At 70.9% G+C, this 12921-nt stretch carries 22 protein-coding genes; all 22 read left to right on the forward strand.

The window, feature by feature from the left end:
* The first annotated feature begins 1 nt into the window (after position 1).
* The 22 genes from ACFSL4_RS01660 (at position 2) to ACFSL4_RS01765 (ending at position 12920) form a co-directional block, all read left to right on the forward strand.
* Positions 2 to 388: an HTH domain-containing protein gene (locus ACFSL4_RS01660; RefSeq protein WP_381077369.1), complete on the forward strand. Its 387-nt coding sequence runs from the start codon at positions 2 to 4 to the stop codon at positions 386 to 388.
* A complete protein-coding gene (locus ACFSL4_RS01665) occupies positions 385 to 1008 on the forward strand; it encodes a hypothetical protein (protein WP_381077371.1) in 624 nt (207 codons plus the stop codon). Before ACFSL4_RS01660 ends, ACFSL4_RS01665 begins: the two co-directional genes overlap by 4 nt.
* Complete coding sequence (locus tag ACFSL4_RS01670; protein WP_381077373.1) at positions 1005 to 1352, forward strand: hypothetical protein; 348 nt, start codon at positions 1005 to 1007, stop codon at positions 1350 to 1352. Before ACFSL4_RS01665 ends, ACFSL4_RS01670 begins: the two co-directional genes overlap by 4 nt.
* Entirely contained in the window at positions 1349 to 2008 is a 660-nt protein-coding gene (locus ACFSL4_RS01675; protein WP_381077376.1) for a hypothetical protein, read from the forward strand. The genes ACFSL4_RS01670 and ACFSL4_RS01675 overlap by 4 nt, the downstream gene beginning before the upstream one ends.
* Entirely contained in the window at positions 2005 to 2175 is a 171-nt protein-coding gene (locus ACFSL4_RS01680; RefSeq protein ID WP_381077379.1) for a hypothetical protein, read from the forward strand. Before ACFSL4_RS01675 ends, ACFSL4_RS01680 begins: the two co-directional genes overlap by 4 nt.
* Complete coding sequence (locus tag ACFSL4_RS01685; protein WP_381077382.1) at positions 2172 to 2393, forward strand: hypothetical protein; 222 nt, start codon at positions 2172 to 2174, stop codon at positions 2391 to 2393. Before ACFSL4_RS01680 ends, ACFSL4_RS01685 begins: the two co-directional genes overlap by 4 nt.
* Positions 2390 to 2707 (forward strand): hypothetical protein, encoded by a 318-nt coding sequence (locus ACFSL4_RS01690; RefSeq protein ID WP_381077384.1) that lies wholly within the window; start codon positions 2390 to 2392, stop codon positions 2705 to 2707. The genes ACFSL4_RS01685 and ACFSL4_RS01690 overlap by 4 nt, the downstream gene beginning before the upstream one ends.
* Before the next feature lie 4 nt (positions 2708 to 2711).
* Positions 2712 to 3107: a DUF6221 family protein gene (locus ACFSL4_RS01695; RefSeq protein ID WP_381077387.1), complete on the forward strand. Its 396-nt coding sequence runs from the start codon at positions 2712 to 2714 to the stop codon at positions 3105 to 3107.
* Between the two features lie 215 nt (positions 3108 to 3322).
* The gene (locus tag ACFSL4_RS01700) at positions 3323 to 3472 is read left to right on the forward strand and encodes a hypothetical protein (RefSeq protein WP_381077389.1); all 150 of its coding nucleotides are present in this window, start codon (positions 3323 to 3325) and stop codon (positions 3470 to 3472) included.
* A gap of 483 nt (positions 3473 to 3955) precedes the next feature.
* Positions 3956 to 4543, forward strand: a complete 588-nt coding sequence (locus ACFSL4_RS01705) for a hypothetical protein (protein ID WP_381077391.1) — start codon at positions 3956 to 3958, stop codon at positions 4541 to 4543.
* Positions 4544 to 4550: 7 nt separating this feature from the next.
* Entirely contained in the window at positions 4551 to 4787 is a 237-nt protein-coding gene (locus ACFSL4_RS01710; RefSeq protein ID WP_381077394.1) for a hypothetical protein, read from the forward strand.
* A gap of 150 nt (positions 4788 to 4937) precedes the next feature.
* Positions 4938 to 5228 (forward strand): hypothetical protein, encoded by a 291-nt coding sequence (locus tag ACFSL4_RS01715; protein WP_381077396.1) that lies wholly within the window; start codon positions 4938 to 4940, stop codon positions 5226 to 5228.
* 7 nt (positions 5229 to 5235) lie between these two features.
* A complete protein-coding gene (locus ACFSL4_RS01720; protein WP_381077398.1) occupies positions 5236 to 5499 on the forward strand; it encodes a hypothetical protein in 264 nt (87 codons plus the stop codon).
* A 357-nt stretch (positions 5500 to 5856) separates the two neighbouring features.
* Positions 5857 to 6270: a hypothetical protein gene (locus ACFSL4_RS01725; RefSeq protein WP_381077400.1), complete on the forward strand. Its 414-nt coding sequence runs from the start codon at positions 5857 to 5859 to the stop codon at positions 6268 to 6270.
* A complete protein-coding gene (locus ACFSL4_RS01730) occupies positions 6248 to 7732 on the forward strand; it encodes a terminase (protein ID WP_381077402.1) in 1485 nt (494 codons plus the stop codon). Before ACFSL4_RS01725 ends, ACFSL4_RS01730 begins: the two co-directional genes overlap by 23 nt.
* Positions 7729 to 8004: a hypothetical protein gene (locus ACFSL4_RS01735; protein ID WP_381077405.1), complete on the forward strand. Its 276-nt coding sequence runs from the start codon at positions 7729 to 7731 to the stop codon at positions 8002 to 8004. Before ACFSL4_RS01730 ends, ACFSL4_RS01735 begins: the two co-directional genes overlap by 4 nt.
* Entirely contained in the window at positions 7998 to 9389 is a 1392-nt protein-coding gene (locus ACFSL4_RS01740) for a phage portal protein (protein WP_381077408.1), read from the forward strand. Before ACFSL4_RS01735 ends, ACFSL4_RS01740 begins: the two co-directional genes overlap by 7 nt.
* Before the next feature lie 2 nt (positions 9390 to 9391).
* Positions 9392 to 10390, forward strand: a complete 999-nt coding sequence (locus ACFSL4_RS01745) for an HK97 family phage prohead protease (protein WP_381077411.1) — start codon at positions 9392 to 9394, stop codon at positions 10388 to 10390.
* Complete coding sequence (locus ACFSL4_RS01750) at positions 10390 to 11883, forward strand: phage major capsid protein (RefSeq protein WP_381077413.1); 1494 nt, start codon at positions 10390 to 10392, stop codon at positions 11881 to 11883. The genes ACFSL4_RS01745 and ACFSL4_RS01750 overlap by 1 nt, the downstream gene beginning before the upstream one ends.
* A gap of 84 nt (positions 11884 to 11967) precedes the next feature.
* Entirely contained in the window at positions 11968 to 12267 is a 300-nt protein-coding gene (locus tag ACFSL4_RS01755) for a hypothetical protein (protein ID WP_381077415.1), read from the forward strand.
* A gap of 5 nt (positions 12268 to 12272) precedes the next feature.
* Positions 12273 to 12674 carry a hypothetical protein gene (locus ACFSL4_RS01760; RefSeq protein ID WP_381077418.1) on the forward strand — a complete coding sequence of 134 codons (402 nt, stop codon included), beginning with the start codon at positions 12273 to 12275 and terminating at the stop codon, positions 12672 to 12674.
* Positions 12675 to 12677: 3 nt separating this feature from the next.
* On the forward strand, positions 12678 to 12920 hold the full coding sequence (locus ACFSL4_RS01765; RefSeq protein ID WP_381077421.1) for a hypothetical protein: 243 nt from the start codon (positions 12678 to 12680) through the stop codon (positions 12918 to 12920).
* Position 12921: the final 1 nt, after the last annotated feature.

Below are 12921 nucleotides of genomic sequence, written 5' to 3' on the forward strand. Positions count from 1 at the left end.
CATGCCTGCGCCACTCACGATCGCCGCGCGCCGCGCCATGGTCGAGCAGCTGCGCCGCCAGGAGCCATCCCTCAGCGCCCGGAAGATCGCTGACCGGCTCGGGGTCGGCAAGGACACGATCCTCCGGGACCTCGCCGAGATCGCGACGGAGCAGCGCCAACCCGCGCCGGCACCGGGTGCCGCCGGGCCGAACCCTGCGCCGGACGGTGACCGGCTGGTCCTGGTCCTCGACGAGCCACTGCGCCAGGCCCTCGCCGTCCTGCGCGCCAACGTCGGTACGCCCGACACCCCGGCCGCCAACACCCGCGCCGCCCGCGCCGCGATCCGCGCCATGGCAGACACCGTCCTCGAAGCCCAGCAGCACAACCAGAAAGGGGGCAGGCCGTGATCAGGGAAGCGACGGTGGAAGCGATCAAGGATGAGCTGACCAGCCATCTCCGCTCGCGAACCGAGTGGGACGAACTCCCGGCCGTCTTCACCATCCACCAGGTCGACGGCCAGGGCGCGCGCATGATGCAGGTGCCGGTCCCGGAGCTGGTATGGACGTCCCAGGGACACCCGCCGACGGCGCTGGCCGCTCTGGCCGCCGTATCGATCCAACTGCCCCGGCATCCGGACGGCTCGCACCTGCTCGTCATGCCCGGCTTCGGCCCGCTGATCGGCGCCGCGTTCCGGTACGAGGCGTACGCGCTCGCGTCGGACTCGGCGAACCCGGCCGTTCAGGAGGCCATCCGCCGCCGACAGGCAGGCGGATCGGTCCCGCGCTTCCAGGAGATCCCCGGCCGGATCGAACAGCGGTGCATGACCGCCGTGGACCTCGATGGCGGACGCTACATGGCCAGCAGCAGTCGCCTCGACGAGTCCAAGCCGGACGCCGCCGAACCGACTGTGGCCTACCTGGCCTTCGGCGACCCGAAGCGGGACACCCTGACTGGCAACGTCGTCGACGCCACCAACCGCTTCCTCAACGTCATCAAGCCCGTTCCAGTGAAAGGCGCCGCCCGATGAAGCCCGTCGTGTGCAGCTTCTACATCCGCACCCCGGCCGGAGACAGCCAGTTCCACTACGACCCCGTCAACATCAGCAGCCCGCACCACGACAGCAAGATGCACACCCCGTACCCGCCGCAGGTCGGCGACCTCATCCACCTGTGGGACTTCGTCAAGAAGCAGGGCGGCACGTACCAGGTGATCGCCCGCCAGTGGCTCCACTCCAGCTACGGATCGACGAACTGGCCCGTGTTGGAGCAGCAGCCCACCGTCGGCCCACTGCTGGAGCTGATCGTGGAGTCCGCGGAGGGTGTCTTCCGCGAGCAGGCACTGCGCCCGGACGACGAGGACGGCGAGTCGTGAACTACCGCCCGTACCCCGACGTTAATCGCGCCCTGCACCAGGCTCGGCGCGGTCGACTCCCGCAGACGCCGGAACCGAGGCTGTGGAATCCGGTCGCCACGACCGCGCACGACCTCGGCGAGGCCCTCCGTGCTGCCTTCAAGCACCCGCGGCGCACCGGGAAGACCGCCATCACCGCAGCGATCGCCGAACAGGCGGTGAAGGCCGGGGAGCACGTCCACGTCGCGGGCCGGGACGGGATGCGCTGTGCCGGGGGAGACGACGCGTGCACGCTGCCCAGGTCGACGCCGCCCCGGTGCCAAGGCTGCGGCCACGCCCAGCACGCTCCCGGCACCGAGTGCGACGCGGGCGTCGACCACGGTCCGAACCGCTGGCACCGCTGCCTGTGCCTCGCCACCCCGGGCGCGTCGCGGGCCTGCCCGGCGCAGATGGACTGCCAGGGCGGCCCGCTCCGGTACGCGGACATCTGGCACCTGCGCCAGGGCCGCAGCCTGCGCGGCGCCGACGGCAAGACCATCACGCCCGACGTGCTCGCCGAAGCGTCTACAACCACGCCCCGGGTGTCGGGGTGCGCTATCCGGCCATGCCGCGGCTGCAAGACCCCCGGCACGTGCCAGGGCCAGGCCGCCGACGGTGCGGAGGTGACCGGCGAATGAGCAAGCAGGGTGACGGCGTTGGCCCCACCGAAGAAGAGCTGCGCTGGGCGGGCGTTGAACTCCGCGTTGCCCGGCTCGCCGCCACACTGGAGGAGACCCTGTCGTCCACGCGACGCGGGCGCCTGGCTCTGCGCCTCGCCCGCTGGTACGCCCGGAGGAAGCGGTGAGCGCGCCCCTTCAGGTCCGGCCCGCACAGTTCCCGCCCGTCGGTTTCAGCACCGCGCCCCCGGTGCGCGCCTGGGCGGCCTGGTGCGGCCCGTGCGGGCGCGACGGGCTCGCCCTCCTGGTCGGCCGGTCCTCCGTGCTCGACCACGCGGGCTGGCGCTCCTGCATGGCGGCCGCGCACGCCCACATCGCCAAGCACAAGGAAGGCGGCCGACTGTGACCGACCCGAGCACGGACGTCGCCGACCGGCCCACCGGCGTCGTGCGCCAGTGCGCCACCCTGTGCGACACCTGCATCTACCGGCCGGGCAACCTGGCGCACCTGGCGCCCGGCCGCGTCCAGGAGATGACCCGCGCGGCGATCGCGGCCGAAGGGCACGTCGTCTGCCACGCCACCATCGGCACCGCGGCGCCCGCCATCTGCGCCGGGTACGCGCGCCACCCGAGCGGCGCGGCGCGCTCCCTGGCACTGCGCCTCGTGCGCGCCGGCGCGGCCGTACTCCAACTCATCACCCCACCCGGCAAGGCAGGATGACCCCATGAACGACGCGCTGGTGCAGTTCCTGTACGCCCGCTACGACGAGGACGAGCGGACCGCGCGCGCGGCCACGCAGGGCGACTGGGTGTGGAGCCGGGAGTTCGTGACGCCGCCCGGCTACCACCACCGCACCGTCGGCCCGCTGGAACCGGGCGACGCTGCCTTCATTGCTGCCCACAATCCGGCTCGGGTGCTGCGCGAGATCGACGCCAAACGGCAGCTGCTCGAAGAGCACCAAGACGTCAACGACGGGTCGTGTGGTACCTGCGTAGACGGCCGATGGGGCTACCCGACCCACGGCGGCAGCAGCCCGCAGCGATACCCGTGCCGAACACTGCGCCTGCTCGCCCTGCCCTACGCGGACCGGCCAGGCTACCGAGAGGAATGGCGGCCGTAGCGCGTAACCTGGCGTCGAGCCCTCAACGGGCAGGCGTACCGGGCGGCCGTACACCGCCCGCGTTCCGGGTGGGCCGCGCGAACCCGTGCGCCCGGGAGGGGAAGACCCCGGCCCACCCACAAGCACCCTGGGAGGACGTGATGAGAGGGCTGAAGGGGCGGATGCGGTGGATCGCCCACAGAACCGGGTTCATCGCGTCTCCCAGCCTGGCCTTCATGGGAGTTCCGTTCGGCTGGAAGAAGCGCGACCTCGCGGGCGAAGTGATGGCAGCCACGGCGCGTAGCCACGACGCCGGGAACTGCCCGATCTGCTACCCGGACGCCTACCGCAGCCGACCGGCACCAGAGGATTCCCACCAGGGGTGAAGCGAAGGGAAGGGAGCCGGAGCACCGGCGAGGCCGCCGCAAGCCTAAGAGCGGTCCCTGTCACCCCGCCCACTATGAAGGCCCGGACACCGAACCACGGCTGGGTGTCCGGGCCGACCCATGTGATCTACCAGTCTGGGATGAAGTAGTAGATCATTGGTAGGTCTAGGAGATGCGTCAGCTGGAGCGCCGCGCCTTCAGCTGCTGGATCCGGGACTGCAGACTGCCTTGCCTGACGTCGTCGATGCCGAGCAGCGCGCGGCAGCGGTAGCGGATCTGAAGCCAGAGAAGCGTCATAGGGCCAGCATGGCACTCCCTGCTGCACGGGCACACTGGACACGTGACCACCGCCCGTACCGGGCGCGCAATCTTCGCAGGTCAGGCCCCAATTGTCAGTGGCGGCTGGGAGAATGGAAGGTACGTGAGACCCCGGCGACGGCGGCAACCGTCCCGGGGCGTGGCCGATCTACTGAGGAGATCGACGTGCAGCACCGTAGCGCCGTCCTGGACCGAATCACAGCCCGCTCGATAGAAGCGCCCTGCCTCGTCAAAGGGCTGATGCCGCTGTGCTGGGTATGGACGGGCGGCACCGATGAGTCCGGGTACGGCCGGATCCGCATCGGCAACGACAAGAGGGACAGTACCTACCGCCTCGGGTACGCCGAGCTGATCATCCCTATCCCGGATGGCCTGGAACTGGACCACCTGTGCCGCCGCCCCGCGTGCTGGAACCCCTGGCACCTCGACCCCGTGACGCACGCTGTGAATGTCCTGCGGGACCTCTCGCCAGCTGCCCGCTGCGCCAGGGCGACGCACTGTCCGCGCGGCCATGCGTTCACGCCGGGGAACACGCGCATCGACCCGGACGGAAGCCGCCGGTGCCGAACCTGCAAGCGGGAACTCGCCGGGTGGCAGGGCGGCGTGGCAGCCTCGGAACGCACGCACTGCCCACAAGGCCACCCGTACGACGAGGCCAACACCTACCGAAGCAAGGACGGCCGACGCCACTGCCGCGCCTGCAAGCGCGAGAAGAAACGGCTCCGCGATCAACGCGCTCGGCTCAAGGCATGATTGAGATGTGAACACACCGCTCGGCAAAGACAAGCGGCCCCTCGTCACCACCACCCAGGCCGCCTACAGCCTCGGCATGACGGCCAAGCAGTTCCGCGACTGGGCGCGCCGCCGCGCCCTGGCCCCGGCCGGCTCCCGGCCCAACCCCGCGCGCGGCCAGGCCCTCGCCCTATGGGACCTCGCCGACATAGCCGACGCCGTACGCCGCCAGGCAGCCAAGCAGCCCGCCTGTCAAGGGGCCTGACCAGCATCTACTTGACAGAGATCAGGAAGGGCGCTCATTCTGTGAGACGGTGGCATCGCTGTCGGGAAGGTCTCCACGGCACCCCTGCCACCAGCGAGCAGCATCCGAGCCCGGCCCCAGCGCCGGGCTCTCGCACGTCCGGGGGTGGTCATGCCCGGCAACATCGCGCTGCGCGTCGCCATCGAACTGGCATCCGACTTCACGCGGTGGGCCCAGCTTCTCGCCCCGGCCCGCATCCTCGGGGCCACCCCGGGCGCCGACCAGGACACGGTCACCTTCCACCTGGTCCACCCCGACGCACCGGCCGACGCAGCCATGATGAGCCCCACCTTTGAGAAGATCGGCAACGCCGTACGGCTCGCCCACATCGACTGGTACGACGCCCACGGGCACCCGCTGCCCTGCCCCGGCCCGGCCGCCTGCACCACACGCCACGAGTGAGGTGAGCATGGCCAAGCGCAAGAGCACCACCGCAGCCGGATACGGCTACGCCCACCAAGCCCTGCGCCGCGCTCTCCTGGCCGACGCCTACGGCAAGCACTGCCCGCGCTGCGACCTGCCCATGCTCCCCGGCCAGAGCCTGGACCTGGACCACACCGACGACCGCTCTGGCTACAACGGAATGGCTCACGCCTCGTGCAACCGCGCAGCTGGTGCGCGCAAGCGCAACGCACAGCGACGAAAGACCTGGTCAACCTCCCGCAACTGGTGACCTGCGGTCATCTCCGCAGGTCAGAGCCGTGATCGGGGCCGGAGGAGGCGGAGGGGAGGGGGGAGGGGGACCTTCGTGATCTTGGAGCACCCCTGACCCCGCCCTCCCCTCAGCATTTCTCTCCCTGGCTTTTCGGGTTACGTAACGAAGCCCCTCCCGGATCTTCGCGGGAGGGGCTCGGTGGGGCTCGTTCTCTGCGGTTGTGAGGCTGGGGGCTCTCGCCGGTTCGGATTCCGCTTCCGGGGGCTCTCCTCTGCCTGTGACTCCATAGTCCTGCTAGCGCAGTTGGGTGTCAAGCCGTTCAACTCCCTTCATTCCAACATCTATTGGGATTCTCCTGGCGTCGAGGGGGCGAGCGTGCAGAAGCGTTGCGAAGCCTGCACCGCCGTCTTCGAGGCGAAGCGGAACACCGCGAAGTACTGCTCGGACCGCTGCCGTGTACGGGCCTCCCGCCGCCCGAAGGACACCGCGGCACCCGCCCCGGATCGCGTAACAGCCGTACCGTCCGGCGACCAGGCCGGAGGGGAGTCGCTTGCCGGTGCGGCGCGCACGGAGTTGGAGGGCGCGGGCCGGCTCCAGACGGCGGCCGGAATGGCGGTGCTGGCGCTGGCCCGCAGGATCGACGCGAACACCGCGGAGACGGGGTCGTCGCTGGCCGCGATGGTCCGGGAGTTCCGGGCCGCGCTGGCGGACGCGCTGAAGGGCGCCGGTGAAGCCGCGGACCCGGTGGACGAACTGAAGGCGCGCCGTGACCGCAAGCGTGCCGGTTGAGCCCGCCTACAGCAGCGCCCCGCGGTGGCACGACACGCTGGGCCCGGAAGTCGCTGATCTGGCGCGCATGGTGGGGTTCGCCCCGGACCCCGAGCAGCAGCTCATCTTGGACGCGGCATTCGCCCTCGATGAGCGGGGCAAGTCGGCGGCCTTCGAGGTGGCTGCGGTGGTCGGCCGGCAGAACCTGAAGACCGGAGCCATCAAGCAGATGGTGCTCGGATGGCTGTTCCTGACCGAGGAACGGCTCGTGGTCTGGTCGGCGCATGAGTTCCGGACGGCTCAGGAGAGCTTCCGGGACATGGAGCAGCTGATCGAGGGCTCGTCGTATCTGTCGCGGCGGGTGAAGCAGATCCACCGCGGCAACGGCGACGAGGCGATCGAGCTGATCGACGACCGGCGGCTGATCTTCAAGGCCCGCACGAAGGGCGGCGGCCGCGGCCTGTCCGGGGACAAGGTCGTGTTGGACGAGGCGTTCGCGCTCCAGCCGATGCACATGGGCGCCCTGCTGCCGACCTTGTCCGCGCGCCCCGATCCGCAGGTGGTGTACGGGTCGTCGGCGGGGCTCGCGGAGTCGGCGGTGCTGCGCGGCATCCGGGACCGCGGCCGGCCGGGCGGGGAGCCGCGGCTGGCCTACTTCGAGTGGTGCGCGCCGCCGCCGGCGCAGGCGTGCAGGGACGGCGTGAAGTGCACGCACGCGCTGGACGCGGTGGGCTGCGGCTGCGACAAGCCGGAACTGTGGCAGGTGGCGAACCCGGCGATCGGCCGCCGTATCTCGCTGGACTACGTGGCCGCGGAGCGGCGGGCGCTGCCGCCGGAGGAGTTTGGCCGCGAGCGCATGGGCTGGTGGGACGAGCCGGTCGGCGGGCTGGTGCCGATCACCGCGGAGGCGTGGGCGGCCTGTGCCGATGAGGACTCGCAGGTTCAGGATCCGGTCGCGATCGCGGTGGACATCACGCCGGACCGGTCGATGGCCGCGATCGCGGTGGCCGGGCGCCGCGCGGACGGGCTGATGCACGGCGAGCTGGTGGAGCACAAGGCGGGCACCGGGTGGCTGGTGGATCGGCTGGTGGAACTGGCCACGAACTGGCGGCCGTGCGCGCTGGTGCTCGACCCGGGCAGCCCGGCCGGCTCGCTGGAGAAGGAACTCAACGAGCGCGGCTTCAGGACGGAGCCCGTGGGCGGCGAGTGGCGGCTGCACCTGGTCGGCACCCGCGAGTACGCGCAGGCGTGCGGGGCGCTCACCGACGACGTGAACAACGGCCGCTGGCGGCACCCGGACCAGGACCCGCTCAACAGGGCGGTGGAAGGGGCGCGGACGCGGCCGCTGGCAGAGGCGTGGGCGTGGTCCCGCAGGAACAGCGAGGACGACATCTCACCCCTGGTGGCAGCCACCTTGGCACGGCACGGATTTGCAACGCACGGCGTGATCGAGGAGGTCGAACCGTGGGTGGCGTTCGTGTGAGCAAGCAACAGCCCGGCCGCCGCAGCGAAGGCTCACAGACGGCCCGCATCCGCCAGGTCACAGCCCGGCTGGGCCGATTTTGGGCCACCCGTCTCGCGCGGGCCCGGGCGGGCGCCTGGGCGGGCGGGGGACTCGTTTCCGCCGGGGTCGGCCTCCAGTGGGGGCTGCCGCTCGCGCTCATCGTGTCCGGTGCCCTGCTCACCGCCTACTGCCTGCTCGTCGCGGACATCGCCGAGCCCGACCGAGGTGACAGGAGGCCGCAGACGTGGTGAGCCTGTGGCGGGCGTCCCGCCGGTCGATCACGACGATCGACGACTACATCCAGGCGTTCCAGTACGGCGGCAACACGTACGTGGCGCCCACGATGGGGCCCACGCAGACGATGCCCGGCGTCGCGAAGGAGCGACTGCCCGCCGACTTCGTCGGCTACGCCGTGCAAGCCGCCACCAACAGCGTCCTGTTCGCCTGCCTGTCTGTGCGCCAGGACGTGTTCAGCTCGGTGCGCTTCCAGTGGCAGCGGCTGACGAACGGCAGCCCCAGCGAACTGTTCGGCACCCGGGAACTCGCGCTGCTGGAGGAGCCGTGGACGGGCGGCACCACGCAGGACCTGCTCGCCCGGATGATCCAGGACGCCGATCTCGCCGGTAACTCGTACTGGACCGTCCAGGCAGACCAGTTGGTGCGGCTTCGACCGGACTGGGTGGACATCGTCGCCGAGCCGATCATGCTGCGCGGGGGGCGTCTCGGCTGGCGGCGCCTCGGCTACATCTACTCCGAGCCCGACGGCGACCCCGTGGTGCTGCTGGCCGACGAGGTGGCGCACTTCGCGCCGAAGCCGGACCCGCTCGCCAGCTTCCGCGGCATGTCGTGGATGACGCCGCTGGCCCGCGAGGCCCGCAACGACAACCTGATGAGCGCCCACAAGGAGGCGCTGTTCGAGAACCGGGCCACCCCCAACGTCATCGTCTCCTTCGACCGCGAGGTCAAGCCGGACTCGCTCGCCAAGTTCCAGGCCCGCATGGACGCCGAGCACCGCGGGCCGCGCAACGCGGGCAAGACGATGTACGTCGGCGGCGGCGCCGACGTCACGGTCGTCGGCTCCAACATGCAGGAGCTGGACTTCACCAGGGTGCAGGGGGCCGGCGAGACCCGCATCGCCGCGGCGGCCGGTGTGCCGCCGGTCATCGTGGGCCTCTCGGAGGGCCTGGCCGCGGCCACGTACTCGAACTACAGCCAGGCCCGCCGTCGGTTCGCCGACGGCACCATGCACCCGCTGTGGGCCAACGCCGCCGGCTCCCTGGCCCGCATCGTCCGCACGACCGGTCCTGTGGCCTCGGGCGCGGTCCGCCTCTGGTACGACGCACGTGGCGTGCCCTTCCTGCGCGAGGACCGCAAGGACGCCGCCGAGATCCAGGGCAGGCAGGCGCAGACGATCCGCACCCTCGTCGACGCCGGGTACACCCCCGACTCCGTGCAGCGCGCCGTCGACGCCGAGGACTGGTCGCTCTTGACCCATACGGGTCTCTTCAGCGTCCAGCTTCAACCGCCCGGGGCAGGCCAGGCGAGCGACCCGGCGGTCCGCGCACTGGCGATGGCCCTTGCCACCCGGCTTCAACTTCCCGCTCCCGCACCCGACGCGAGCAGCAGTCAGGAGTAGTGATGTCCGCAGTCATGCAGGCCGCGCCGCGCGAAGGGCTGCTGCGCAGCGTCCCGTTCGAGCTGGTGCGCGCCGAGGGCGATACCGGTGACCAAGGCGACGGCCTCACGATGGAGGGCTACGCCGCGGTGTTCGACACCGCCACCGAGATCGACTCGTGGGAAGGCACCTTCACCGAGAAGATCCGCAAGGGCGCCTTCCGCAAGACGATCCGCGAGAACACTCCCGTCCTCCAGTTCGACCACGGCCGGCACCCGCTGGTCGGCTCCATCCCCATCGGCGCAATCGACGAACTCAACGAGGACGACCAGGGCCTCTACGTCCGCGCCCGCCTATCCGACAACTGGCTGATCGAGCCCGTACGGGACGCGATCGCCGAACGCTCCATCAAGGGCATGTCCTTCCGGTTCTCCGTGATCCGGGAGGAGTGGCGGGACCGGGACGGCAAACTCATCAAGGCCGAGGAACTGCCCCGGCTGCTGTGGGACCCGGGCGACCGCGGCCCGCTGGAGCGCACCCTGATCGAGCTGCGTGTCCCCGAACTGGGGCCCGTGGTGTTCCCCGCCTACCCGCAGACCTCCGTCGACGTACGCGCCCGCAGCGTCGCCGAACTCATCGGCCAGGACCGGGACCTGACCCGCGAGGTCCGCGCCTCGCTTGCCCGGGAGATCATCCCGCGGCCGAAGCCCGGCATCGAAGACCTGGGAGACCCGGACGTACGCCGCGACGTTGCTCGCGCGCTGCTGTTCGGCCCCACGGACGCGCCGCCCGGCGACGGGCACCCGTCCACCCCCCAGCCCCGCCCCAGCGCGGGGCTTTCCCGTACCACCGGCGCGCCGCTTCGTGAGGAGCACCCGCCACGCAACACCGACGACGCGCCGCTCGACCCAGAGCACCCGTCAGCGCCCAATCCGTTCGCCACGCGCCTGCGCAACCAGATCCGCGAGGTCACCGACCTCATGGGCGCACGCCTGGCAGAGATCGACAAGGACGAGAGCTGATGGAACTCAGCCACAGCCAGGCGGTCATCCGCCTGAAGGACATCAAGGAAGAGTTGGAACGTCTGGAGGCGAAGGACGAACTCACCGTCGAGGACGAGCAGTCCTTCGACGAGCTGACCCGCGAGTTCGGCGAGGTCGACAACCACCGTCGCCAGCTGGAGCGCAAGGCCGCGATTGAGCGGGTGCGTGCGGCGACGAAGACGACCGAGCGGGGCCCGGCGGCGCTGAGGGTGGAGCGCGGCACGCACGCCAACCCGGCGGACGGCTACGACCTCGACCCGATCCTGAATCCGGACTCGGTGGAGGACTGCCGGTTCCGCAACCCGTGGGACCTGGGTGAGGTCCGCCAGTGGGGCCGCGACCCCGACGCGGTGAACACTGAGCTGCGTGCCCGCGCCGTCGACGCGCTCAAGAAGATGCCCGGCGCAAACGACCGGATCCGCGAGGCGGGGACGAAGATCCTGGAGCGGTGGGACGACCGCAACTCCTACATCGCCAAGCTGATCCTGCACACCTCCAGCCCGGCCTACATGCGGGCCTGGTGCAAGAAGGCCCGGGACCCGCAGGGCGCGGAGTTCACGCAGGAGGAGCGTGTCGCCTGGCAGCAGGCCGAGGCATTCCGCGCCATGAGCCTGACGGACAGCGCCGGCGGCTACCTGGTGCCGTTCCAGCTCGATCCGACCGTCATCATCACCGGCGACATCTCCGTCTCCGAGATCCGGCAGGTGGCCCGGCAGGTCGTCGCGACCGGCGACGTGTGGAATGGCGTCAGCTCCGGCGCCGTGTCCTGGTCGTGGGATGCGGAGGGCTCGGAGGTCTCCGACGACGCGACCGCGTTCGCGCAGCCATCCATCCCGATCTACACGGCCCGCGGGTTCGTGCCGATCTCGATGGAGGCGCTCCAGGACGAGGCCAACGTCACCGCCACGGTCGCCGAGCTGCTGGCCGAGGGCCGCACCGATCTGGAGGCCGCGGCGTTCGTCACCGGCTCCGGCAGCGGCCAGCCCACCGGCATCGTCACCGCGCTGACCGGCACGGCGAGCGAGGTCAGCTCGGCGACGACCGACGTCTTCGCCGTCGAAGACGTGTACGCCCTGCACGGCGGACTCGGCTCCCGCTACCGCCGTATGGCCTCGTGGCTGGGCAACACGCTCATCTACAACCTGGTCCGCCAGTTCGACACCGCCGGCGGCGCCTCCCTGTGGACCACGCTCGGCGACGGCACCCCGGAGCGGCTCCTGGGCAAGCAGGTCCTGGAAGCGGAGGACATGGACGGTGTCATCAACGCCACCCAGGACAACCGCACCCTCGTGCTCGGCGACTTCCGCAACTACGTGATCGCCGACCGGGTGGGCATGACCGTCGAGTTCATCCCCCACCTGTTCCACACCAGCAACAACCGGCCCTCCGGGCAGCGCGGATGGTTCGCGTCGTACCGGACCGGCGCGGACTCGGTCAACGATGGCGCCTTCCGGATGCTCAACGTGACCTGATGACGGCGGCGGGGCCACGGCGCTGCATGCCCGCGGCCCCGCCATCGCCCGCCCCGCGATCCACGAGGAAGGAAGGCGGCCGCCATGGCCACGATCTACCGGTGCCTGAGGGCCTTCGCCCTGGGCGCCAACGGGATAACCAAGGTCGTCCCGGCTGGGAAGGTCGTCTCATCGGACGACCCACTCTTCAAGGGGCGCCAGGACCTCCTGGCGGACAAGACGAAGTTCGAGCCCCTGGACACCTACATCGGCCGGAGCCTGGGCGGCCCGGAACAGACCAGCGCCGCGCCCGGCGAGAAGCGGGAGCTGTCGGCCCCCGCCGAGCCCAAGCGCGCACCGCGGCCCCGTAAGCAGGCCGCCAAGAACGGCGAAGAGGGGAGCTGAGGGCCGTGCGCATGGGCCTGTACCACAAGTCGAAGTCCGTCATCGCCCTGGCCTCCAGCACCCGCACGGACGGCACCGTCAACGGCACCACCGTCGACCGCTACCAGGCGACCGCCGGGGAATACCGCACCGTCCTGTTCGTCGTCACCACGGGCACCATCACCGACGGCTCCCACGCCTTCGCGGTGCAGGAATCCGACGACGACACCACCTGGACCGCAGCCGCGGCCGACGCGGTGCAGGGCACCGCACCGACCATCACCAACACCGACAGCGACGCCGTATTCGACGTCGGCTACGTCGGCGTGAAGCGGTACGCGCGCATCGTTGCAGTCACCACCGGCGCCACGTCGGGCGGCGTGTTCTCCGGGGCTGCCGTCCTGTACGGAACACGCCGGGACAGGTAACCGTTGCCTGCCTTCGCCACGCTGACCGACGGCTTCGACGACGGCGTACGGGACCCGGTGCTGTGGTCCGGCTCGTACAGCACCGTGGAAGAGGCGGGCGGCCGAGCCCGCGTGCCCTGCACGACCGGCTACGCCGCCTACGCCTCGGCCACCCTCTACACCGCCGGCCGAGTCGCAGGCCGCCTGCCGCACGGGTCCTCGATGGCGCCCCTGCCGCGCACAGCGCCGACGATGACGGGGGTGTGAC

Origin of the sequence: Streptomyces caeni (assembly GCF_042678285.1) — a bacterium.
In the GTDB taxonomy this organism is placed as follows: domain Bacteria; phylum Actinomycetota; class Actinomycetes; order Streptomycetales; family Streptomycetaceae; genus Streptomyces; species Streptomyces caeni.